16 protein-coding genes are annotated in these 23,980 nt (G+C 48.3%); 3 read left to right on the top strand and 13 right to left on the bottom strand.

Annotated features, from left to right (window positions below; genetic code table 11):
• Positions 1-44 precede the first annotated feature (44 nt).
• Both MNQ98_RS06400 and MNQ98_RS06395 read right to left on the bottom strand, forming a co-directional pair.
• Positions 45-1,901 carry an ABC transporter ATP-binding protein gene (locus MNQ98_RS06400; protein ID WP_241932442.1) on the bottom strand — a complete coding sequence of 619 codons (1,857 nt, stop codon included), beginning with the start codon at positions 1,899-1,901 and terminating at the stop codon, positions 45-47.
• Complete coding sequence (locus MNQ98_RS06395; RefSeq protein ID WP_241932441.1) at positions 1,882-3,636, bottom strand: ABC transporter ATP-binding protein; 1,755 nt, start codon at positions 3,634-3,636, stop codon at positions 1,882-1,884. The genes MNQ98_RS06400 and MNQ98_RS06395 overlap by 20 nt, the downstream gene beginning before the upstream one ends.
• 320 nt (positions 3,637-3,956) lie before the next feature.
• Here MNQ98_RS06395 and MNQ98_RS06390 point away from each other — a divergent pair, with 320 nt between their 5' ends.
• Complete coding sequence (locus MNQ98_RS06390) at positions 3,957-5,003, top strand: hypothetical protein (protein ID WP_241932440.1); 1,047 nt, start codon at positions 3,957-3,959, stop codon at positions 5,001-5,003.
• A gap of 50 nt (positions 5,004-5,053) precedes the next feature.
• On the opposite strand, the gene MNQ98_RS06385 is transcribed toward MNQ98_RS06390, so the two are convergent.
• Both MNQ98_RS06385 and MNQ98_RS06380 read right to left on the bottom strand, forming a co-directional pair.
• Complete coding sequence (locus tag MNQ98_RS06385; RefSeq protein ID WP_241932439.1) at positions 5,054-8,365, bottom strand: ABC transporter permease; 3,312 nt, start codon at positions 8,363-8,365, stop codon at positions 5,054-5,056.
• 12 nt (positions 8,366-8,377) lie between these two features.
• Positions 8,378-9,037 (bottom strand): ABC transporter ATP-binding protein, encoded by a 660-nt coding sequence (locus tag MNQ98_RS06380; protein WP_481856762.1) that lies wholly within the window; start codon positions 9,035-9,037, stop codon positions 8,378-8,380.
• Between the two features lie 282 nt (positions 9,038-9,319).
• On the opposite strand from MNQ98_RS06380, the gene MNQ98_RS06375 reads away from it, so the two are divergent.
• Positions 9,320-10,870: a stalk domain-containing protein gene (locus tag MNQ98_RS06375; RefSeq protein ID WP_241932437.1), complete on the top strand. Its 1,551-nt coding sequence runs from the start codon at positions 9,320-9,322 to the stop codon at positions 10,868-10,870.
• 499 nt (positions 10,871-11,369) lie between these two features.
• On the opposite strand, the gene MNQ98_RS06370 is transcribed toward MNQ98_RS06375, so the two are convergent.
• The 5 genes from MNQ98_RS06370 to MNQ98_RS06350 form a co-directional block, all read right to left on the bottom strand.
• Complete coding sequence (locus MNQ98_RS06370; protein WP_208915482.1) at positions 11,370-12,230, bottom strand: MurR/RpiR family transcriptional regulator; 861 nt, start codon at positions 12,228-12,230, stop codon at positions 11,370-11,372.
• A gap of 72 nt (positions 12,231-12,302) precedes the next feature.
• Entirely contained in the window at positions 12,303-12,959 is a 657-nt protein-coding gene (locus tag MNQ98_RS06365) for a hypothetical protein (protein ID WP_241932436.1), read from the bottom strand.
• A 17-nt stretch (positions 12,960-12,976) separates the two neighbouring features.
• Positions 12,977-15,124 carry a hydantoinase/oxoprolinase family protein gene (locus MNQ98_RS06360; RefSeq protein ID WP_241932435.1) on the bottom strand — a complete coding sequence of 716 codons (2,148 nt, stop codon included), beginning with the start codon at positions 15,122-15,124 and terminating at the stop codon, positions 12,977-12,979.
• Positions 15,125-15,198: 74 nt separating this feature from the next.
• On the bottom strand, positions 15,199-16,491 hold the full coding sequence (locus tag MNQ98_RS06355) for a citrate transporter (protein ID WP_241932434.1): 1,293 nt from the start codon (positions 16,489-16,491) through the stop codon (positions 15,199-15,201).
• 46 nt (positions 16,492-16,537) lie between these two features.
• A complete protein-coding gene (locus MNQ98_RS06350; RefSeq protein ID WP_241932433.1) occupies positions 16,538-17,896 on the bottom strand; it encodes an FAD-dependent oxidoreductase in 1,359 nt (452 codons plus the stop codon).
• 260 nt (positions 17,897-18,156) lie between these two features.
• On the opposite strand from MNQ98_RS06350, the gene MNQ98_RS06345 reads away from it, so the two are divergent.
• Entirely contained in the window at positions 18,157-18,675 is a 519-nt protein-coding gene (locus tag MNQ98_RS06345; protein ID WP_241932432.1) for a YobA family protein, read from the top strand.
• Between the two features lie 256 nt (positions 18,676-18,931).
• Here MNQ98_RS06345 and MNQ98_RS06340 read toward each other — a convergent pair whose 3' ends face one another.
• The 4 genes from MNQ98_RS06340 to MNQ98_RS06325 all read right to left on the bottom strand — a co-directional run bounded on the left by MNQ98_RS06340 (position 18,932) and on the right by MNQ98_RS06325 (position 23,843).
• Positions 18,932-20,020 carry a carbohydrate ABC transporter permease gene (locus tag MNQ98_RS06340; RefSeq protein ID WP_241932431.1) on the bottom strand — a complete coding sequence of 363 codons (1,089 nt, stop codon included), beginning with the start codon at positions 20,018-20,020 and terminating at the stop codon, positions 18,932-18,934.
• Positions 20,021-21,103 (bottom strand): carbohydrate ABC transporter permease, encoded by a 1,083-nt coding sequence (locus MNQ98_RS06335; protein ID WP_241932430.1) that lies wholly within the window; start codon positions 21,101-21,103, stop codon positions 20,021-20,023. It abuts the gene before it with no gap.
• Between the two features lie 119 nt (positions 21,104-21,222).
• The gene (locus MNQ98_RS06330; protein ID WP_241932429.1) at positions 21,223-22,632 is read right to left on the bottom strand and encodes an ABC transporter substrate-binding protein; all 1,410 of its coding nucleotides are present in this window, start codon (positions 22,630-22,632) and stop codon (positions 21,223-21,225) included.
• A gap of 203 nt (positions 22,633-22,835) precedes the next feature.
• Positions 22,836-23,843 (bottom strand): LacI family DNA-binding transcriptional regulator, encoded by a 1,008-nt coding sequence (locus MNQ98_RS06325; protein WP_241932428.1) that lies wholly within the window; start codon positions 23,841-23,843, stop codon positions 22,836-22,838.
• Positions 23,844-23,980 lie beyond the last annotated feature (137 nt).

The raw sequence follows: 23,980 nt of genomic DNA, 5'->3' as shown, positions 1-23,980 counted from the left end.
AACGGTGGCTTTGTAATTTAAATATAAAACTCTCAAGCTAACTTTTACATGGCAGCTCGCTTCAGCTGACTGTGGTACAACTCGCTGTAGAATCCACCCCGCTTCAGCAGATCATCGTGTGATCCCTGTTCCAGCAGCCGTCCTTCTTTAAGCACCAATATTCGGTCTGCTTGGCGGATTGTGTTCAGCCGGTGCGCGATAACAAAGCTCGTTCGTCCCTTCATAAGACGCTGCAATCCTTCTTGAATCTTGATCTCTGTCACGGTATCAATGCTGCTGGTCGCTTCATCCAGCACAAGCATGGAAGGATTGGCGAGAATTGCCCGGGCAATGGCGAGCAACTGCTTCTGGCCTTGGCTGATTCCACTTCCTCCCTGCTTGAGCACCTTATCGTACCCATCATTCAAACGCATAATAAAAGAGTGTGCATTAGCAAGCTTTGCGGCCTCTTCGACTTCCTCATCGCTTGCATCAAGCCGTCCGAAACGGATATTGTCCCGGATCGTTCCTTCAAACAGAAATGAATCCTGCAATACGAATGCCATATATGACCGCAGACTCTCCCGCTGGATTGACGACAAATCACGTCCGTCCAGCGTAATGATCCCGCCATCCGGATCATAGAACCGTGACAGTAGCTGAATTAATGTCGTTTTGCCTGCTCCAGTCGGTCCGACCAAGGCGATCATCTCTCCGGGCTTCGCCTCAAATGTGATGCTTTCCAGCGTGTCACCGTCTTTTTCATACGAAAAAGAGACGTCTTTGAAGGAGACAGCCCCCTTCACACTTTCGAGCTTTACGGCAGCACCTTCATCTTTGGCCTCTACCTCTTCATCAAGCACTTCGAATACCCGCTCTGCCCCTGCGATGGCAGACAGCAGCGTATTCCACTGGTTCGCCAGATCATTCAGCGGTCTTGTGAACTGCCTTGCATAGCTCTCAAAAATAATGATAACTCCAATCGTGATATAGCCCTTAATGGCCATAATACCGCCAATACCGGCTACAATCGCAAAGCTAAGGTTGTTCAGACCATTCATTAGCTTTGGAATGAAACCCGATATCGTCTGTGCCCAAAAGCCGGATATCCGGATCTTGGCGTTACGTTCCCCGAACTCACGGATGACCCGATCCTCTTGGGAGAACGCTTTAATAATGCGCTGCCCGGAGAGTGTCTCTTCGATGTAACCGTTCAACTCCCCTAAGTTGCGCTGCCGTTCCTTGAACAGGGGGCCTGTACGGCGCGTAATCCAGCGCATACCAACCGCCATAAGCGGCACTACCAGAAATGTGAGCAGTGTCAGCAGCGGACTAAGCCACAGCATGACCGACAACGTGCCGACCAATGTCAGCACACTAGAGAAGATCTGAATCGCAGAGCTATTCAGTGTGGAGCTTACATTTTCGATATCATTGGTCAGACGGCTCATAATTTCACCCTGTTGTCTTTTTCCATAGAACGGGATCGGGAGCCGGTGCAGATGTGAAAACAGATCCATTCGCATCCGATACACCGTTTCTTGTGCGATCCCAATCATCCATATGTTGTGAAGCCAGGTGGTGAGCGCCTGAAGCACATATACGACCGCGAGTCCGATCAAAAAATATATCCATGAAGGCCCTGCGGATCCCCCGGTTTTGCTGGCGTTTTCCAAAAATTCATCCACGGCAACGCCAATCAAATACGGCCCCAAAAGCGCCAATCCCGAGCTGAGCAGCACCATGAACAGGACAAGGGAGAGCTTGCCCTTCCGGCGCGCCAGATATGACCATACCCGTCCCAGTGTGGCCGACCAATTCTTTGCTTTGGCACTAGACTTCCGACTGAATATGCCTTTGCCTTCCCCCAGCTCAAACTTCGGCCTCGGATGACGGAACGGTTCAGTGAATGTTTTGAACATGTTGTGCCTCCTCCCCGTATTGAGACTCATAAATGCGGCGATACAGCAAGGAGTCTGTCATCAGCGCTTCATGATTTCCTTGTGCAATTAAACGTCCGTCATCCAGCAGCAGAATCAGGTCCGCTGATGTAGTAGAACTGATCTTCTGTGTTATGAGGAAAGTCGTGCATGAAAGATCTTTTAACGCGTCTAAGAGAGCTCCTTCTGTCCGTACATCCAAAGCGCTTGTACTATCATCGAGAATCAAAATGGCAGGCTTGCGCACGAGTGCCCGCGCAATCGACAGACGCTGCTTTTGGCCTCCGGACAAATTCACGCCCCGCTGGCCAAGCATCGTTTCATACCCTTTTGGAAGACGTTCAATCGTCTCATGAATTTGCGCTCTTTTGGCAGCGTCTACAATTTCATCCATGCTCGCGTCTTCTCTGCCCCAAGCGATGTTGTCCCTTACCGTTCCCGAGAACAGCAGCACTTCTTGCGGAACGTAGCCGATACTTCTCCGGAGCCGGTCCGGGTCCAACTCACTCGCTTTCCCTCCGTCGATGTATACAGCCCCGGAATCTTCCTCGTATAATCGCGGAATCAACTGAACGACCGAAGATTTTCCAGAGCCAGTCGCGCCCATAATTGCGATTCGCTCACCGGGGCGAGCTTGAAACGATATGTCCGTAAGCACCGCGATATCACTGCCCGGGTAGCTGAAGCTGACATTATCGAATTTTACCGAGCCTTGAACAGGCTTTGCTCCAACCTTTCCCGCCTCTGGTCCAGACATCTGGTTCTCATAGGCATCATTCTCCGTATCCAAAACCTCCTGTACACGCTGAGCCGACGCACGGGCTCGTGACAGCACCATGACCAGACCGGATAAAGCTGACATGGCACCTATACAACGCAAAGTATAGTTCAGTACGGCAACCACTTCACCAATTGAAGCGCTGCCGGAGATGATATCTTTTCGGCCAAACCACAATACCGCCATAATCGCAGCATTCATGACGATCAGTATGAAAGGCATCGTCCGCTCTGTCATCCGTAGCGTGGATACCGTCCCTTTCATCAGACGCTCCGAGGAATCAGCAAAGCGCTTGATCTCATGTCCCATCCGGACAAAAACGCGAATGAGCCGGATTCCCGTCAAGTTTTCCTGAATAACGCCGTTCACCGCATCAAGCCGCTGCTGCACATTACGAAAAGAGACGGCCGCTTTTTTCATAACCCAGGCGATAAAAATAAACAGCGCGGGTACCGTCAGCACAAGCCACACTCCCAAACGGACGTTGACTACAAGTGCCATAATAATGCTTCCAGTCACCACAAGTGGCACCCGGGTCATAAACCGCAGCCCCATAAACACCGTATCCTGGATTTGCGTAACGTCCCCGGTCAGCCGCGTAATCAAAGACGAGGTCGCAAAACGGTTAAACACTGAGTATGAAAAAGACTGCACCTTGTCATACAGCCTGTCCCGCATATCGTATCCGAGCCCCTGGCTCGTATGTGCGGCGAAAAAAGAACTCGCAACTCCCGCCCCGAATGCGATCAGCGCACTAAACGTCAGTATGCCTCCCCACATCCATACAACCGACAAATTCTCCTGCTGTATGCCGTCATCAATAATCTTGGAGATGATGAGCGGCTGGACCAATTCCAGCGAAAGCTCAATCAACATCATCGTAAGAGCCGCTATTGCGGCAACTCGGTACTTCTTTAAAAAGGAAAAGACTATACCCATTCACATACCTCCGACTGTTGGCCCTGATGCTGCACGTTTTAAGCGAAGGCCTCTTTAGTAGCATTACTAGTTCGTTCCACTGCTAATATGTATATTATAACGTATTTTTCCGCCTTAATCGGTTAGAAAAGGATTTTTTAAATTTATGTTATCTCCAATTTTATGTTATCAAAGCGTTAGCTTTGATAACAAGCTTCTTACTCTCCCTTGCGGAGAGAGAAGGTTTTATTGGGGAATTGTAGCAGCACCGGGCAGGGAGCTAAATTTTCGCCTCTATTTCTTCGATATAATAGATAGCAACTCGGAAAGAAGATGATGCAATGAAACTACCGCAGACATTCATATTAAATGAAGATGGATACACCTTGATTCAGAAGTTGGTCCAATTTCGGATGGATGAAGATCTCGCGTATGAATATCATGGACTCAGAGTTATTGAAGAAAAACAGCAGAATATCGCGCAAAAGAACGGTATCCTTCACTCACTGAACAAGGCACATAAGAACCATGCAGCCTCCAAGATGCTTGAACGAATCCGTAAAAAAGAAGAATGGAAGGCGTACTGGGAAGCCAAAAACCTGATCCCGCTACCGGAAATTCTTAGGGATGCTGCAATTGAGCAGCTGATTAACGATTTCAACGCAACGGCCGAAGGCCGGATACAGCTGTTTCTCATCATGCAAGAAGTCATACATACACCGATCTATTACGATATGGATCACTTCAAAGATGCCGGTGAGGAAACCAACTTTGAAGCTCATATCGATAAGATCTCCCACCTGTGCGGATTCGGCCCATGGGGCAAAAAAATTTATAAAAATACGGAAAAGTTTTTTAAAGATATTAAAGATGAAGGTGGAAAAATGCTCAAATGGGGCATCACTGACCTCGTGGGTGTCGGATCGATTGCGGCTGTACTCGCCCTGCCCGTCATCGCGCCCGCTGTTGGAGGATTGCTTGGCCTTTCCGGTGCTGCGGCCACGACAGCAGGTCTCACGATGCTCGGCGGCGGATCGATTGCTGCAGGCGTCGGGATGGTGGGCGGTATGACTGTACTTGTCGGCGGTAGCAGTCTGCTCGGTGTGGTCGCCTTGGATGCCGTTGGTAAAATACTGAGCCAGATTCCACAAGAGGCTGTTGCTCTAAACATCGTCAAGGTGGTAAACCTGATTCATTACCTGAAATCAGACGACAACCGCGATCAGATCGCAACCATAGACATTTTGATCAAAGCGCAAGAGCTGTTTCTGGAATTCAAGCATCAAATCGAGCGAGAAATGCTGTTAACCGGCATTTATAACACTAGAAAAGAAATGATGCAGATGACCCATATTCTGAATCGGGCGTTCCGGCAGCTGATAAAATAGTAAGAAAGGGGCTCTCCCTAAAGGTCCATTGACCTGGGAAGCCCCATTTTCTACTCCACCGATTTCAACGCTTCAATCATATCGATGTGTTTCAGCTTGTAATGCATGGACAGCATTACGATACCCGAGAACAGCAGAGTCAACGCGGCAGCATAGCCGTAACTCATCCACTCGATGGTCTTACTGAACATCATAGCATCCACCTCAGCTGTTTGCAGCACGAACCCGTGAAGCCATATCCCTAGGAAATTGCCTGCGATTATACCGAGCACGGTCAGAATCATATTCTCCCGGTAGATGTACATGGTAACTTCCTTATCGTAAAAGCCCAGCACTTTAATGGTGGACAGCTCTCGAATCCGCTCCGACACATTAATGTTGGTCAGGTTGTACAGTACAACAAAAGCCAAAGCTGCTGCAGATATGATAAGTACGACTACAACAACATTCATACTGTCCATAGTGTCTTCAAAAGCGCTGCTTACTCCGCTCGTAAAACTCACCATGCCAACCCGTTTATTCGCGGTCAGCTTTTCTCCAAAAGCATCCTCCCACTCCGAACTGGTATCCTTGTATGTCAACAGCTGTGTGTTTACTTCCGGATCTTTACCAAAGACCGATTCATAGTATGCAGGCGTCATATACAGATAGTGCATAGCATAGTTCTCCGTTATACCTGCTATCTTAACCTCAAATGGATCATTGTTGTTGTTTTGGATGGTCAGTATATCTCCGATTTTCACATCGTAAAGTCTGGCTAGCTTTTCTGTAACTACAGCCCCTTGATCAGTCAGCGGCACACTTTTATCCGATTCCCTCTTCTTCAGCGTCACAAAATCGTAAAGCTTATCCGGTGATTCTGGAACAAACAGTGTTACATCCTGATTGTTGACACCCTTAGCCGAAACTGTCATCGCGTCTTGCATTACATTTAACACACCTGTTAGTTCCGGCGTATTATCAATCAGCTTGTTATACTCCTGCTTCAACTGCTCGCTGCTGTCATCCTGAAACGCGATCATCGTATTATATTTCATGATTTTTCCGAACTGCAGCGGCGCAATATCCCCAATCGAATCCTTCAAGCCAAAACCTGTCAGGATAAGTGCGGTACAGCCTGCCACACCGCATACGGTCATAAACATACGCTGTTTATAACGGAACAGGTTGCGCGCTGTAACTTTTCCTGTAAATCCAAGGCGATTCCATATAAAACCTATCCGTTCCAGCAGTATACGCTGCCCACTCTTCGGCGCTCTCGGCCGCATGAGTACGGAAGCATTGCTACGAAGCTCCACTCTTGCCGCAATAAGCCCAGTCATCGTTGTGCACAGCAGGGCAACGACAACCGATATAACACTGTAGCTCGTATAGAAGCTTGTCCGTATACTCGGCAAGTTGTATAAAGCGCCGTAAGCGTTAAAGATAATATTCGGAAAGAGAGTATATCCTATAGCCAATCCAGCGGCGGTTGCCATAACACTAGCTAATGTAGCGTACACCAGAAATTTCTTCATAATATCTCTGTTGCTATATCCAAGTGCTTTTAGTGTTCCAATCTGCAGCCGCTGCTCCTCCACCATACGTGTCATCGTTGTCAGACTGACCAATGCTGCAATTAGGAAAAAGAATACAGGAAATGCGGTTGCGATAGACGCCAGACGGTCCGCGTTATCACTATACTCGGTGTATCCCGGATTGATGCTGCGGTCAAGCACATATGTCTTGGGAAGCTCGAGTTCATCCAGCTCCTTTTGTACCTCGGCCAAATCCTTTTGCCCGTCAGCGATTTTCCGGTCGGCCTTCTGCTTCTCTTCCTCATAAGTAGCAAGTCCTTTATCATATTCGGCTTGCCCTTGATCCAGCTCCACCTTAGCTGAAGCCAGCTTCTCTTCTCCCTTCTGTCTAGCCGTTGCAAGATCTGCTTGACCCTGTCTAAGCTCCGCCTCGCCTTGCGTCAGTTCACGTTCGCCAGTACGAAGTTGAGCCTGTCCTTCTTCCAACTGTTTCTTCCGGGTGTCCAGCTCCTGCTGGGCGGATCGAAGCTTCTGAGCCCCCTGATTCAGTCCCTGCTCAAAAGAGGCGGTCGCACCGTTTAATGTTGTGGCATCCACCGTGCCGTTCAAATATCCGGTAATAGCCTGCCCTAGCCTCGTATCCGCCGCTCCCGAAGCGGCAATAAGCTGCTGCTTCTGTTCCGCAGGTATCGAATCAGGCGGGAGCTTCGCAATTTGCTTCAGTGATTTAACCAGCTCTTGCCCTTGGGCAAGCTGCGACTCGGAAGTTTTCTTTTGGGCATCTAACTTCACTTGGCCTGACTTGATCTGAGCTTGTCCATCGGCGATACGCTTTCGGTTACGCTCCAAATCTGCCTTGCCCTTTTCGATTTCTCTAGCTGCCGAATCCAGCTTCGCTTGTCCGCCCGCCAGCTCCGATTGCAGCTTATCTACGCCTTCCTGATAGCTCCGACGTCCATCATCCAGTTCAGCTTTGGCATCCGTAAGCTCCTGCTGAGCATCAGCCAGCTGCTGCTTGGCATCATCGATTTTCAGCTGAGCTTCATCCAGCTTCTCCTGACCTTCATCCCGAATTTCCTTCAAACGCTCCTCAGGTTGTCCCTTGAGCGCTTGCTCCACCTGCTCTTTATGTTTCTCAATAAGATCATCATAAGCAGGGGTATAGGGTGCAAGATCTGCCGTATCCTTAAAGTCTATGTAAGCTTCGGTATACACGGACAGATTGAAATCTTCCTGGGGAACGACTACGAAAACATCCGCCGTTCCCTTGCCAATGCTGCTGTTCCCACGCCCCATATTCCCTATGAACATAGGGCTTCTGACGGTTCCGACTACCTTATAACTCACCTTGCCGAACGTATCCTGCAGATCCGCCTCAGGGTCCGGACTCGTAAAGGTAATCGTATCCCCCAGCTTATAAAGGCTTCCCAACTTACCGTTATCATCGAGGGCAATTTCACCAGATGATTGTGGCAATCTGCCTGAGGTTACTTTATACCGGTTAAGATGATTGTCTTGCTGATTGGAAAATACTTTTGCAATAAGTCCGCTGTCACCTAAAAAGACATCCGCGCTGTAACCAGGCTGCACCTCCGATACACCTGGGACCTGTTCAAGGGTATCGATATCCTTTTCCCGCAGGCCATATGTAGATTGCACCTTCAAATCCATCAATCGAAGCTCTTTATAATAATGTTCTGCAGTGTTCAACATGTCAGGGCCAGTAGCTTTAATCCCTGCGAAAAAACCGACACCAAGCATGATAATGGCAAAAATAGACAGAAACCGCGCCTTGGTCCGCCATATTTCCCGGAAAATATCGCTCCATAATGCTCTTTTTTTCAATTAATTAGCCCCTTACCATTCGATGTGGTCGACTGAGACCGGATTCGGGTTCTGCACGATTTTCCGGACCTTTGCGTTGTTGATCTCAATGACCCGGTCAGCCATAGGCGCGATTGCCGAGTTATGGGTAATAACGATAACCGTCGTTCCGGTATTCCGGCATGTATCCTGAAGCAGCTTCAGTACCTGCTTACCTGTGTTATAGTCCAGTGCTCCAGTCGGCTCATCACACAAGAGCAGCTTGGGCTGCTTGGCAAGTGCTCTTGCGATCGCCACTCGCTGCTGTTCTCCACCGGAGAGCTGTGCCGGAAAATTGTTCAGCCGCTCTCCCAGCCCGACATCTCTTAGTACCTGCTCCGCATCTAAAGCACGTGGGGATATCTGAGAAGCGAGTTCAACATTTTCTTTTGTCGTAAGGTTCGGCACCAAATTGTAAAACTGAAACACAAATCCGACATCCGTTCGGCGGTACCCTGTAAGCTCTTTGCTGTTAAACCGGGCTATGTCTGTACCGTCCACCAGAACCTGCCCTTCATCTGCTGTATCCATGCCTCCCAATATATTCAGTACTGTAGATTTGCCCGCGCCGCTGGGACCTACAATAATTGCGAACTCACCTTTTTCAATTTCAAAATCAATCCCGTCATTTGCTACAATGGTGGTCTCCCCCATCTGATAGCGTTTATATTCATTTTTAATAGACACAAATGCCACTCTACCCACTCCCCTCTATGGTTAACAGCTTCTCTGGCATTCTCTTAACTTCAACTTGTAACCAAGTGTAACAAAAATAATCAACCAATAAAAATACAGAAGCCTTTGAAACCGGCATGGTCACACAATGTTCTGATTTTAGAGGATATCCACTATATAAAATAATTCCTTCAAAACAACATTTTGTAAAATAAGACGTTTATATTTGTAGACTCATATCCCTAAATAAGGAGCTTATGTATGAAAAAAATTGGCTGTACCTCGCTTCTCCTGCTTCTGGTGCTAGTACTATTACCCAGTAACACTACGGCGGCTAAATCAACCACCGCGCAGGGTATATCATTTCCCGATCCTATGCTTGAGTTGATCGTCCGTCATTATATCGACAAGCCCACCGGCACAATCACCCAGAGTGATGTCGACAAAATTACCTCCATTGATACAAACGAGGTTCATGCTATGCTCGCGAAAAAGGCTAAGCGTCCTGGAGTCAGCAGCCCCCTAACCGGAATTAAGAATCTGAAAGGACTTCGCTACCTTCGTAATCTGGAATCTCTTCATATTGAGCTAAGGCACGATCCGGTTGTTATGCATACCATTAAGGATATCACCGAGCTAAAAGAATTGAAGAAGCTAAAGAAGTTGTCTCTAACCGGTGTATCACTGGAATTACTGAAAGGAATAGAGACATTGACCGGACTGACTTCACTTGACTTAAGCTCCAATATCATTGAAAATCTGGAGCCGCTTCAGAACCTGACTAATCTGGAATATCTTAACCTGTCCTGGAATCAACTAAACCAAGGCAGCGGACTCGCCCCATTAAAGAGAATGAATAAGTTGAAAACATTGAACCTGTACATGAATTCCATGGAAGACATTATGCCGTTAAGTCATCTAACCGCGCTGCAGGAATTGACACTTGGCGGTTCCGGCAACGGCAATTTAAAGGCTTTAAGCACGCTCAAAAATTTACGCAAGCTAAATATTGATTATTTTAACGCTACAGATATTAAACCGCTGGCAAGCCTGATCAAGCTGCAAGAGCTCTCGATGGTGAATAACCAGATTGAAGACCTGACCCCTCTTACTGGCATGAAGCAGCTGCAGATTCTGAATGTGTCAGAAAACCGCTTGAAGTCCTTGAAGCCTCTGCAACATCTGACCGAGCTTCGGATTTTAAAAGCCAGCTACAATCAGATTGAATCACTGGAGCCACTAAAAGATTTGATTCACCTGAAGCAGGCGGAATTCCAGAATAACCGGCTTCTCTCGCTTCAAGGTCTGGAAAACAAGAATAAGCTAAAATCCGTCTCGCTCGTAAATAATGTCATCGATACCCGCAGTGATGCACCGGCCGCTTCTATTCTCGCTCGGCTGGAGGAGCAAGGTACAGAAGTCAGTTATACCAACTTCACCCCGTTTCCGGACATTTTGCTGCTTAGAAAAACCAAGTTCTCTTATGCTTTTGGCAAATTTGTAGAACTACCGGCTACACCGTATGAACGCAATGGACGTACCTTTGTCCCGTTGCGGGTGATCAGCGAACTGCTTGGAGCAGAGGTACAGTGGAATCAGAAAGCTCAAACTGTGACCATAAAGCATGACAGAGACACTATCGTATTGACTGCCGGCTCTTTGGAAATGAAGGTGAACGAACAACCCGTCACGATCGATACTGCTCCTGTGGTTTATGGAGACAACATGTTCGTGCCTATCCGGTTCATTGCAGAGCAATTCGGAATGCTTATTAAACCGAATGGGCACGGTGTCTCGATTAATCGGTTTTAATCAGAAGCATCAATATAATGACTCTTTGATGAAGATTCAAACATATTTGATAAATAAAACGCTCCTCTTAAAGCATTCAATGCTTGGGAGGAGCGTTTGGACTGTATGCACGATTTTCTTTTTTGTTATGTTCAAACTACTTCTATGTCAACACATTGAGGCTGATAGTATATTCTAATACACCTCTTGTTAAGGTTTAACAGTCAACAAAGTCCAGTATGGGCGCATCATATTTCAATACAACTCTTGTTAAGGTCAAACCCTAGAAGAATCAAGGTTCTATATTCCTTCTATGCCCTGATTTTACTACAGCCACAAGGGTTTATCAAAAATTTCCCAACCGAAAACGTCTTTCTTCCATATTCCTTAGAAATCGTCCCTAACCCCTTACAGTTCTAAGGACTAATCCTTCAGCCTACTCAGTTGAGGTTGGGAAAAACAAAAAAAAGCGCTCCCCACCCGGCATTCAAAATGCTTGGCAGGGGGCGCCTTTCGCAAGTTATAAGAAATAATTCGTAATCGATTGGTCGCTCGCCAGAATCGCTTCACTATCCAGCTTTTTCTTCAAATATTTCTTGTCCGAGGAAATGAATATATTCATGATCAGATCCACAACGAACAGGAACGTGATATGGTTGGACATCAGCGCACTGTTGCTGACGGAGATCTTATCCGGCACGATAATGTCGACAACGGCATTCTCCGTAATCGGCGACGAATCGTAACAGGTAATTGCAATCGTCTTGGCCTGATTGACCTGCGCGATAGATACCGCGTCGATAATCTCCTTCGTTGATCCTGAACGTGAGAACGCAATCATCACATCTTCCGAGCTGCACTGGGAAGCGGCAATCTTCATCGCACGGCTATCACTGATCGCTTCGGACATAATGCCGATAATCGCCAACCGGTTCTTTAAAGCAATCGCCGCCAGAAAAGAATCGAACAGACCGACTAAGAAAATCCTCCGTGCACCTTTCAGCAGCTCAACCACCCGGTTCAGCTGTTCTTCCGTAATAAGCGCCGAGGTGTTTACGATCAGTTCATTATAGTCCAGAGCCAGGGCATCAATCGCGTTGATCTCCCGTCTCTCTTTTTTCTTCGCCTGCATATCCCGGTAGAACGCATCCTGGGCAAAAGCAATCTTGAAATCGTTAAACCCCTTGAATCCAACCTTTTTACAAAAGCGGTTGATGCTTGTCTCCGATACACCGATCTCATTCGCGATGGCGGTAATGGTGTTGCGAGTAATAAATTCGGGATTGTGGATAACAAAATTAGCAATCTGATTTTCCCCGTATGTTAATTTTTGCGTTTGCGATACTATTTTTGCTATGACAGCCGGAACCTGTGAAGACATGATACCTCCTCCTGATCTACCTATGGAACTAGCACAATCCATTATATCACACCGAGTAAGGTATTAATAAAGCTACATCCAGGATTTCCAAGAGATAACCTGCTGTCCGAATTGTTCTTCGGAGAGCGTATTACTCTGGATCAGGTAGACATAATCAAGCACATTCGGCAGACAGGGAAGCCCCATCACTTCCTTGCAAAAGGCGTGTGCCGCAATCTCGCTGGTCTTTACTACACTTGAGCGCTTTACAAAAAATTGCCCCAACCTGAATACCTCAATGGGTTCAAGCTCTTCATTCGTGAATTTCCCCGTTTTATATTCCAGGTAGTGATAGAACTCGTGTGCCAGATGTATATCGATCAGTCTATCCAGCTCCGTACCCTCGGCATCCGTGCCCACTACCTCTTGATAGGCCTGCTTCATCCCGGTCAAGGATGCAGAGTACACGATAATTTCCGGCGTCTTCTTGACAAAATCGATCTGTGCGCGGAACGATACGTTGTGGAAGGTTCCTGAACGGTTCGTGATTTCATAGCGAAGGCCTTCGGCCTGGCACAGCTCCCGGATATTCCTTCCAATATACGGCGCAGCTGCCTCTCTGCCTCTGGCAAGCGACGTTGATACATAGTACGGGATCTTGTCCTTCGGTATTTTATGAAAAAGAGGATCCTGTTCCAGCTCCGCACATGCCATAATCTCGTCAGATAGTATTCCTTCCCGAACCGTCATCCCTTCCCGCCCCTTTCCTACTGATAAGCAATTACGATCATTTCATCTTCTCCGCGCAGCATTTCCGTCTCGATTTCCAGGATCGACATGAGCTGCTCTTTGGTCTGCATCCCTGTCAAATCCAACATTTTTTCCTTATAGAAGACAAACACCTTGGGAATTGTTGCATTCGCATCCGAGTAGATCGTGTTATCGTCCAAAAACTCACTAAGCGTGCCCTGAGACTGGGACTTAGTAAGCTTCGTATACTGCACGTTGGCCTTCTTGAAACGCACAACGCCTTCTCGGTCCAGAACACTTACCGCATTGGACTTCTTCTTAATCAAACCGAAGAACGATTTCTTCATATTCTCACTTGCAAAAAGACTCCAGCGGCCGCTTCTCGCTGCAAGTTTCGTCGATTCGAGCGACTGATCCACCGATTGGGCTGCGATAACGGCCATCTCGCTATCAGACATTGCCTCACTGCCTAAATCTTTCGAACGGAGCTCGGTCGAACCTGTAGCGACAGCGCGCAAAATATTTTTCTGGCTGTCAATCTCGATCGTAACCTCAACCGTAGCCTCGCTCGCACCTGATTTAACGATGCGCTCCATAATTTCGGCCCTGATCCGCTTAATATCCTCTTCCGTCGGATTCACAACCGTCCGTTCCATCTGTTCCTTTACCATCGCCAGAGCCACGCCGATCGTGGACACATACGGAGCATTGTTGGCAATCTTGCTCTTCATGTTTTCTCGCTCCGCCATCGCAGGAACAAGAACCGCGCCACTACCTCCGCCGCCTACCAGCGTAACAAATGAACGATCCAGTTCATAATCCTCAATCATTTCATTAACCGTCTTCATCGTTTTATCGATTGCGATGTTCATGACCTGTCTAGCGGCTTCTTCCACACTCAGTCCGACATGGGCAGCGAGCGCTTCCCAAGCCTTTACCGCCGCTTCCTTATTCCCTTGTGCATAATCGCCTTCCGGAATATAGCCAAGAATGTTGGCTGCCCCGGACAATGTATAAGAGTAATCTTTACCGTTCTCGCTCTCGAGGATAATGTATTCTGCTGGGTCACCTTGCCGAGGGCTGACAAACTTCACCTTGGGATTTACAATATCCTCCGTCTTTGCGAAAGCCTCATATTCCTTGCCGGCAATGTGCGCGCTTCGCGGGCCTACATCGATGATCTTGCCGCCCGCCACTTTGATCATGCTGCCCCCCGCAATACCAAGCGTACGCACATCAAGCGATTGAAGGTAAGTCCGGTGTCCACCTACCTGAGCGTTCTTGATCATAACTTTACCGTTCTTGATCACGGAAATGTCGACACTGGTACCGCCGACCTCGAAGAAGATGCCGTCCGAGATTTTCTCATACATGAGCGCACCGGCCACCCCGGCCGCCAAACCGGACAACATCGTCAGAATCGGCCGCTTGCGCACCTCATCAATGCTCATAACCCCGCCGTCACAACGCATGATCATAAGCTGTGATTTAATGTTGGCGTTCTTAACGGACTTCTCCGTCATGTTGGCCGTCTCCATCATCTTCGGTATGAGCGAAGCGTTCACGACCGCTGTTCTTGTCCGTGTCTTGAGTCCGTAAAGCTGGGAAATTTCATGTCCGCCAGTTGCATAAATCCCTTTACGGTTGGCAATTTTCACGACACGCAGCTCGTTCGCAGGGTCGTCTACGCTGTAGGCTTCGGAAGCCACAATGACTTCCGCCCCCTGCTTCACAAGATCATCGATTGCCGTTTCAATCTGCTCATCCTTTAGTTCCTTGGAATCCACATACGTATGATATGTCTTCAAATACTTTCCTGGGGCGAGCTCAATATCACCCGGGTTAGACTCCGAGCGTGCACTGAGACCATCAATACCGGAACCCATTCCGATAATACCGACAGATGCCACGTCCCCCTCTAGCAGCGCATTCGTTGCTTGCGTTGTTCCGTGAGCGATAAACGTTACATCATCTGGCATGATTCCCCGGCTAGCTAAAATTTTATTCAAAATTTGCACGATCCCCTTCGCCACGCCGTCTTCATCGTGGTGAGTGGTCGGAATTTTCATTTTCTCTATAACTTCATACGTTTCATTATCAATAACAGCCGCGTCCGTAAACGTGCCCCCGACATCAATGCCTACCCTTACTTTTTTTCTCTCCATTGTTCTCCCTCCTGAAGTAACAGGCGGGGTTCGCACATGCTATGCAACGCCCCGCCCGAGTTCATGTGCCGGATTTAAAAGACCATGAATGATCCGATCAGCATCGAAATGAGTACGGCAACCATCATCCAAGGCAGTGTCTTTTTCAAAATTTCGTTAATGTCACTCTTTGTAAAGTCTGCAACCCACACGTTGTGCGAGTTCGTTGGGTCAGAAACCGCTTGCACGTTACTCACTACACGCAGCGCCAGCATCGCAGCAATCGGAGTCATACCAGCCGTTACGAACAAGGCAGCGATACCACTTCCGAGACCCCATACGTTCAGCGGTCCACGATAAATAGCGAGTGGTGACAAGAGAGTAAAGAAGAGAACGTACATGATTGGGTTCGTCGGCAGAACCGCTTCAATCAGAGGCGAGATGAGCGACGACACCTGTGGTGCCATAACAGAGTTCAAGAGAATACCGATACCGATCATCAGCGCCATCGCTCCAGCAATGTCCTGAATCCCTTCCACCAGTGCACTGGATAGTACGTGAACTGGACGCTTAGGCCATGTTAGCAAAATAGTTACCAGGGCGCCAATAACAACCGCTGGTACGATATCAAGCTTAAAGGCAAATACGAGAACAACCGGAACAATCGGGCTGATGAGTGCAATCGTTGGAACTTTCTTTCCTTCTCCGCCAGTAGCGTTTGGCATAGCCCATGCCTTGCGGCCTTTGCCGTCTCTTTTAATGTAGAAAATAATCATGGCTAGTGAAATAAATATAAGTGGCAGAGCCGCTACAAGTGTGTAGTCAGCAATCTCAGCAACGGAAAGGCCGAGAACGTCCACATACACAGCCCAGTTGGAGACGTTAAACAGAGCCCCCACCCCGACAGCTGAAAGAACGACGATCGAAGCGACAAACTGGGATATACCTGCGGTAAGCATGATCGGAATGACGATCGTACCGACCAAGATGACCATACCAAGTCCGCCTGCTGCGGAGAAAATAATCGATGCGGTGGCAAAGAACAAGACCGCGATCAGAACCGGTTTGTCGCCGGCAAGTTCAGCTGCTTTACGTATAATCGATTTTGTAATACCGACTTTGTTCAAAATCTGTCCGAACCAGGCACCAAACACGAGGCCTGCAATCGCACCAGACAATCTCATAGATCCGGCTGACAAGATCGTTTTTGCTATTGTAGCCGTTTCCGGATCATCAGACATCCAAGGAACGCCCGCAATGACCGCAAACAATACAGCCATTAAAGGTAAAGCCAGAATTGTCGGAAGTTTCCGAGTCATCATCAATCCTACAAAGATCAGGAAGACGAGTAAAATGCCGATGGCTTGAAACCACATTAAAGTTGTCACTTTAATTTCCCCTCTCGATATGGTTACTGCTTATAACGAGTTATCACTAAATTTCCAGATAAGCACCCTGCTCTTTAAGACTCTGCTGTACTTCTTTGATATTGACATCCTGTACGTCAACTCCGCTCTTGGCAGCAATCGCTGCCGCTACCCCTCCAGCATGACCGATAGCGCCTGTTGTCGGTGTCGTTCTCATCGCAGACTGTGCTTCAAATGTAGCCGAGATACAACGTCCGATTACGATCAGGTTCTTTACGGACTCTGTTATCATGCAGGAGTAAGGAATACTGTACATACCGCCCCACTCCAACTTCTGATGCTTCGTTCCTTCCCCGTCCGGACTGTGAATATCAACAGGGTAACCTGAATGTGCAATGGTATCTTCGAACAACCGCTGCTCCATCAAATCTTCAACCGTCAGTGTGTACGCTCCCTTAATCTGCCGGGAGCCACGAACACCGATACTCGGACCGGTCGATTCTACCACGGCGTTCTCAAAGCCTGGAATGTACTTGCGAACAAACAGCTCAAGCTCACGGCATTGTTTACGACCTACCATCTCCGCCTGGCTCAGGCTCATCGCATCCGTTGCATCATGACCCAGTATACGGGTCGTGTTCATGATGACTTCACCCGGATTGTTCGTCTCGAAGAAGAGGATATTTTCCCGTGGGATGGAGATTTCCCCCTTCGCCTTGGCTTCCTTGAACAGGCTGTCAAACCCGCCAACCGACAGTCGCGGCGCTTTCTCAATAATTGATGTATCTCCGTTGTACAGTGGGAAATCATCGGGATGACTATGGATGTATTCCTTAACCTTCGGAATGTCCACATTGTACATTTTCATCTTCAAAGTCATCGGCTGCATCGCCCCGTCAGACTCTCTGCCCTTCGTAAACTCCGCACCTGCTCCGACAGACAAGTCTCCATCTCCCGTACCGTCGATAAATACGGATCCTTGAATTTCGCTCAGCCCCGACTTGTTGCACACTGTTATGCTAACGATCCGGCCATTCTCTGTCTTCACTCCTGCCAACATCGTGTGATACAAAATCTCTCCGCCACTCTCGGTCACCATCAGCTCAAGTTCATGTTTCATGGCCTCCGCATCAAATGGAGTTACCGAATACGTAAACCCGACGGTATCAAAAATATGTCCCGGTGATTTACCCAGCTTCTTCAAGCGCTCAATCAGCTGATTTGTATATCCCTGTATCGCCAGCTTCTCACCCGCATGAAAGGTCATCATCGGACCGACGCCGTTCGCGGTAAGCGTCCCTCCCAAAAACCCGTGGGATTCAACAATCAATGTCTTTGCCCCTAAGCTAGATGCCGCAACCGCGGCCATCGCCCCGGAAATGCCTCCGCCCATTACGACAACGTCATACTTTTGCATACTCTCCATTTCCATCTTCGCTCCTTCTGGTAATGATGTATGATGATTTCTTGACCTTAGATTACCAGACCACTCGGATTATGTAAATGCTTTCAGTAAATATTTTTCTAAATATCCGGAAATTCAGAAAATTATTTTCCGTCGGCTGTGAAGAGGTGAATGAACTATTTTTCAGAACGGCAACTTTCTGTAAAAAGAGGACGTCAATATCAGTAGAAATGCTTGATTTATATTATAAATCGGTTTGATAGAGCGGGGAGGCATAACAAATGAATAAATTAATAATCACTGTAATCATGCTATTATTCAGCTTATCGTTAATCGGTTATAACCCGGATACGACTGCTGTTGAACCGGGGATTGAAGGATACGTCGTAGGGAAAGCGGACAATCAGATCCTTGTCGTGAGCAGTGTGCCAAAGGATTACAGCTCAACAGGCGGTGTGAAAGAATTCTATAATGCGATTTGGTTTTCGAATGCTCCAAAAGACATTTCCATCGGCCAAAGGGTGCAGGTGTGGTACGATATGGTGCTGGAATCCTACCCAGGACAATCGAAAGCTAACCAAGTTTCTGTTGTGTCAAGCAGTCAACCGGAACACGCGAACCTGACCGAGCCAGAGGTCATTCGTAAAGCTTTAACGTCACAAGGAATGGATGGCGCAGAGGTTCCTGTTATAAAAGCTGTAAATTATGTTGCTGAAAAGGACATTTGGATTGTTCATATCAAACAAGGAAAAGCTGAATTGAACGTACAGGTTATAGATGAAAAACAGGATTCGGAATGAACGCTCCACCAAGACACAGGACGTTCCGCGAATACGTCCAATCCATACAAGCTTATGGCTGCACAACACAAATAGACCATGATCGCGGGCATAAACGCCAAGGATCATGGTCTATATTCTTGTTATTGCTGTATGAAATGCAGGACACCTCTTTCGCAACCGGTGCCGCGCATGCCGATATATCCGTTACCGAGCGCAAACAGCTCACGTTATCGTAAGACGCAATACTGACCACCCGCGTTACACCATTACCCGCCTAGCCCTTAACCGAACCACCCATCAAACCACGCACGAAATATTTCTGCAATAGGAAGAAGATGGCGAGCGGCATGAGCATCGATATAAAAGCGGCTGAGGTAAGCAGATGCCAGTCGTTGCCGCGGGAACCGACGAGATCGGCTATTTTCATGGACATCACCTGCACGCTCGGCTGGTTGCCGATGAAAATGAGCGACACCAGATAGTCGTTCCATACCCACAGAAATTGAAAGATGCCAATGGAAGCAAGGGCCGGAACAGACAGCGGCAGAATCAGTTTACTAAAGATCGTAAAATGGTTCGCACCGTCCATGAAAGCCGACTCGAACAGATCCTTCGGCAGTTGGCTGATAAAGTTGTACATGAAATAGGTAACGAGCGGCAGACCAAAAGCGGTATGCGCCAGCCATATTCCCAGGTATGTGCCGTTCAGCCCGAGCGCGGTGTAATCCTTAAGCACCGGAATGAGCGCGACTTGAAGCGGAATGACCAGCATCGCGATGATCAGGACAAACAGCGTTTTGCGTCCCGGAAACCGCAGCCAGGCAAAGGCGTAAGCCGCAAAGGATGCGATAAGCACTGGAATAACCGTTGCCGGGATTGCAATCGTCAGCGTATTCCAGAACGCCTGGGACAAGCCGGTGCCTTTGTCCTTCGTTTCGCTGCCGTCGGCGTTCTTAATCGTATACTCTTTGCCGCTGATCACATTTTTGTAGTTGTCTAGCGTCAGCTCGGAGCTGCCCACCCAGCCCTGCTCCTGCACGCTGATTTCACGGGCGCGCCGGTTTTGCCAGATTAGGCGGTTGTCTTCCGCCATGACACCCGATTTCAACTGATCATCGCTGAAGGTCTTCCCATTCACCTCAATCGGTTCCCGGAGATCGATATCCTTGGAGAGCTTGATCGTATCCGCTGTTTTCCATTCCTGATGTGGAAACACGTTCCACCAGCCGGATTGCATAATATCTGCCGCCGGACGGAACGACGAGACCAGCAGTCCCAGAGTCGGAAGCAGCCACATGAAGCAGATGACGCCGAGGACCAAATTGACGATCCAATTGCCCTTTCTTTTCTTTTTGCCCGCCATTTAAAATCCCCCCTGCTTGCGGAATTGACGTAGGTTGAAGTAAATCACAGGAAGAACGGCAATCAGTAGCACGATAGCCAGGGTTGAGCCGTAACCGAAATTCCGGTACATAAAGAACTGTCGGTAAAACTGCGTCGCTACCACCTCGGTGCCATATTGGCCCCCTGTCATGACCATGACCACGTCGAAAATTTTCAGCGTAAACACGATGATCGTGGTCGTGACGGTAAGAATGGTTGTCGAGATGAACGGGATGATGATTTTGAAGAAAATCCGGATTTCCCCGGCACCGTCCACCCTGGCCGCCTCCAGAATATCCTCAGGCACCCCTTTGATTGCGGCCGAAAAGATCACCATCGCAAATCCCGTCTGCATCCAGATCAGGATCATAATCAGGAAAAAGTTGTTCCACGGTTGCAGCAGGCTAACCCATGCCTGCGGTTCACCGCCGAAAGCGGTGACGATGGCGTTCAGGAGACCGATCTGCTCATCTCCCGGCTGATAGTAGTACACAAATTTCCAAATAACGCCAGCGGCCACAAAGGAGATGGCCATCGGCATGAAAATAATCGATTTTGCAATCCGCTCATAACTGCTTCGGTCTGCAAGAATGGCAATCAGCAGCCCGAAAGCCACGCAGAACAGGGTTCCGACGAATACCCACAGCAGGTTGTTACGCAAAGCCGTCGCGAGCAGCCGGTCGCTGAAGATTGCAATGTAGTTGCCGAGACCGACGAACTTATCAGAAGATGCATTAAAAAAGCTTAAATAAAAGGTGCGCAGCGCCGGAAGCACCAGCAGCCATCCAAGAACAATAACTGCAGGTCCTACAAAAATATACGGCAGCACCCTCCTCCGCACCATATCCGGAAACTGCTCAACCGCCCAGCTCAGGGAGTAATAGATAAGGTAAACCCCGAGAATCCCCCACAATACAGCGAAAAATGCCGTGAGAAGCGGATTAAGCGTGGAATCCCGGAAGAACATAAAGATCAGGCCGTTGATCACGATGTTGGCGGCGACCACGCCCACAAAGAGCAGCACTGCTCTGAGGCTGATCCTCCGTTTGGCTAGTGTGTTCATTGAATAACCTCCTAAATAGACCTGAAGGATGCAAAAAGAGAGGCAGACCTTCTTGCCAAACGACTGCCCCTCTTTTTGTCATACCAAAACGTGTTGCGACTTGCTTAATACAATGATCATCAGTTCTTCCAGCCGGATTGGATTTGCTCCAGCACTTCGTCCATTGTGGCCGTTCCGCTCACGTAGTCGGTCATCCCCTTCCAGAACGTGCCCGCACCTACTTTACCTGGCATTAGATCCGAGCCGTCAAAACGCAAGGTCGTTGCATCCTGTACAAGCTGTGCCATCCGCTTGTCGGATTCAGAGGAGTACCAATCGAGCGAAGCATCGTTCATTGGGGCGATGACGCCACCGGACTGTACCCATGTCTTAATGGATTCGCCGGTTGTGAAGAACTCCATTACGGCACGGACTTCCGGACGGTCGTTAAACATGGCGTAAATATCACCTGCTACGAGCACCGGCTTGCCGTACTGCTCATCAATCGGCGGCAGATAGAACCAGTCATAGTCTTCATCCACCTTGGCGGTTTCCGGGAAGAAGCTTGTAATAAAGTTGCCCAGCAGGTTAAACCAGGCTTTAGGCGGATGTTCAAACATCGGCTTCACGGCATCCCCGAATGAAGTGGTAACGATGGATTTGTTGCCGCCGTATACATAATCAGGATTCATCCAAATTTTAGACATGATATCAAATGCGTTTTTGACTTCCGGTGAAGTGAACGGAAGCTCTCCCTTCACCCACTTGTCGTAGTTTTCCGGTGTGGTCGTACGAAGCATAATATTTTCGATCCAGTCTGTCGCAGGCCAGCCTGTAGCGGCTCCGCTCTCGATCCCGATAGCCCACGCCGGATCGCCGTCCTTGGCAATCTGCTCGGTAAGCTGCATCATTTCATCCCAAGTCTCAGGAACCTTATAACCGGCTTCCTCAAATTGCTTCTTCGGATACCAGACCAGGCTCTTCACGTTGCTGCGGTTCCAGATACCGGTCATGATCTTACCGTCTTTGCCGTCCATCATGGACATATCGAGCCAGCTTTGGTTGTAGTTGCCTTTCAATTTGTCCTGGTCCAGCACACTGGTCAGGTCGATGACTTTGCCGGTTTTGGCGATGGAAGCCAGCAGGCCGGGCTGAGGGAAATCGGCGATATCCGGAGCATTGCCTCCGTCCACACGGACGTTGATCGTAGCTTCAAACTCTTTCGAGCCCTCATACTGGATGTCAATGCCGCTTTTTTCCTCAAAGTCCTTAATGCTTTCCTCGAACTTTTTCTGGTCCACGTCCACAAAAGGCCCGTACATCGTTACCTTTGTGCCTTTATACTCCCCTTTAAGCGCTTTTTCAAGCGGCGATCCCTCCGCTGCATCCGTACCCGTGTCCTTGTTCCCTTCGTTGCTGTTATTGCTTGGCGCCGGAGGCTCTGTTGTAGGTCCCGCTTCACCCGATCCTCCGCAGGCGCTCAGTACCATTACAAAAGATAACAGGAGCACCATCACCAATGACATTTTGGATTTTGCAGCTTTTCTCATATTTCCTTACATCCCCTTTGAAATAAATGTTGGAAAACTGGCATCCCTTACAGTCCAATTTATGAGATTCTAAGATCAGGAGTTTGCGGATCACCTCCTTAATAGAGCTTTTCGAATGGCTATGTCAAACCAAGCTTAAATTCTTTGTAAAAGCGTTTATATTTATAATATGAAAAGCTTTTCAAAACAGCCGAAAAGCAAGGCTATTTTTCCCTGGAAGACTCTCTGACAATGAGTTTATGCGCCATCCTCTCCCTTAGAACGCTAACGTTTCCTGTGGTCGCGAGCTCATGAAGCTTTTCGGCTGCCCGGTATCCCAGCTCATAGATCGGTTGGGCAATCGTGGTGAGCTTAGGAATAAACATATTCGCCATCCGCAAATTGTCAAAGCCTACGACAGACACCTGCCCTGGAACAAGCACATTCCGGTCCTTTAAGTAGGAAATGACGCCCATGGCAAATTCATCGGCTACACAAAACACCGCGGTCAGCTCCGGATAATCCGTAAACAATTCGTGTGCAGCGCCATAGGCGTGCTCGAAGCGGTGTGTCGCGAACCGAATCTTCCCGACATTACGCTCCAGGCCCGCTTCCGTTAGCGCCCTTACAAAGCCTTCATACCTGGGAGGCCCTGAAATCGAATTGTCATGATTGAACCCGATCATTCCGATTTCCTGGTGGCCAAGCTCGATCAAGAACTTCACCGCATCGTAAGCCGCTGCCTCGTCATCGATTTCCACACAAGGGATATCGTATTCATCTGAATATGTGGACAGGAGAACAACAGGTATTTTGGTACGGACCAGCTTTTCGTAGTATTCGGGATACAGGACATCACTGGCAAATACAATCCCATCGACCTGCTTCTCATGAAAGGTGTCAATATACGAGAGAAGCCGGTCCTTATCGCGGTCCGTATTGCATATCATCAGGCTGTAACCAAACTTAATGCACGCATCCTGCATTCCCCGGATAATCCCGGTATAGTAAAAATTCTCGATATCGGGAATGAGCAGACCCAGTGTAAAGGACTTCTTATAGATCAGGCCGCGTGCAAAAGAGTTCGGCTGATACTGCAGCTTCTCAATGGCCTCGAGTACCCTATTTCGTTTACTCTCCGCCACGGAGTCCGGAGTATTCATAACTCTGGAAACGGTGCTTATAGACACCTGTGCCATTCGGGCTACATCTCGGATCGTTGATTTTATCATATTAAACATCCTCTTCTGAAAACCTTTTCAAGGCGATTATAGCAAGGTAGTTAGTCATTGGCAATATATTTTTAAAGCGCTTTCATAAAAAATTTAAGGACAGCGATACGTTGTGACGTCGACCGTACTTAGCCTAA

It is taken from the genome of Paenibacillus sp. N3/727 (genome assembly GCF_022637315.1).
GTDB lineage: Bacteria > Bacillota > Bacilli > Paenibacillales > Paenibacillaceae > Paenibacillus_AQ > Paenibacillus_AQ uliginis.
Note: the sequence above shows the minus strand (reverse complement) of the source record. Positions and strands in the feature narration are given on the sequence as shown.

Excerpts from the sequence above, each read along its gene's own strand:
- MNQ98_RS06365 (WP_241932436.1), bottom strand. The coding sequence starts at position 12,959 with ATGACGGTTCGGGAAGGAATACTATCTGACGAGATTATGGCATGTGCG.
- MNQ98_RS06375 (WP_241932437.1), top strand. The coding sequence starts at position 9,320 with ATGAAAAAAATTGGCTGTACCTCGCTTCTCCTGCTTCTGGTGCTAGTA.
- MNQ98_RS06380 (WP_481856762.1), bottom strand. The coding sequence starts at position 9,037 with ATGGGGGAGACCACCATTGTAGCAAATGACGGGATTGATTTTGAAATT.
- MNQ98_RS06335 (WP_241932430.1), bottom strand. The coding sequence starts at position 21,103 with ATGAACACACTAGCCAAACGGAGGATCAGCCTCAGAGCAGTGCTGCTC.
- MNQ98_RS06345 (WP_241932432.1), top strand. The coding sequence starts at position 18,157 with ATGAATAAATTAATAATCACTGTAATCATGCTATTATTCAGCTTATCG.
- MNQ98_RS06395 (WP_241932441.1), bottom strand. The coding sequence starts at position 3,636 with ATGGGTATAGTCTTTTCCTTTTTAAAGAAGTACCGAGTTGCCGCAATA.
- MNQ98_RS06330 (WP_241932429.1), bottom strand. The coding sequence starts at position 22,632 with ATGAGAAAAGCTGCAAAATCCAAAATGTCATTGGTGATGGTGCTCCTG.
- MNQ98_RS06400 (WP_241932442.1), bottom strand. The coding sequence starts at position 1,901 with ATGTTCAAAACATTCACTGAACCGTTCCGTCATCCGAGGCCGAAGTTT.
- MNQ98_RS06390 (WP_241932440.1), top strand. The coding sequence starts at position 3,957 with ATGAAACTACCGCAGACATTCATATTAAATGAAGATGGATACACCTTG.
- MNQ98_RS06350 (WP_241932433.1), bottom strand. The coding sequence starts at position 17,896 with ATGGAGAGTATGCAAAAGTATGACGTTGTCGTAATGGGCGGAGGCATT.
- MNQ98_RS06325 (WP_241932428.1), bottom strand. The coding sequence starts at position 23,843 with ATGATAAAATCAACGATCCGAGATGTAGCCCGAATGGCACAGGTGTCT.
- MNQ98_RS06370 (WP_208915482.1), bottom strand. The coding sequence starts at position 12,230 with ATGTCTTCACAGGTTCCGGCTGTCATAGCAAAAATAGTATCGCAAACG.
- MNQ98_RS06360 (WP_241932435.1), bottom strand. The coding sequence starts at position 15,124 with ATGGAGAGAAAAAAAGTAAGGGTAGGCATTGATGTCGGGGGCACGTTT.
- MNQ98_RS06340 (WP_241932431.1), bottom strand. The coding sequence starts at position 20,020 with ATGGCGGGCAAAAAGAAAAGAAAGGGCAATTGGATCGTCAATTTGGTC.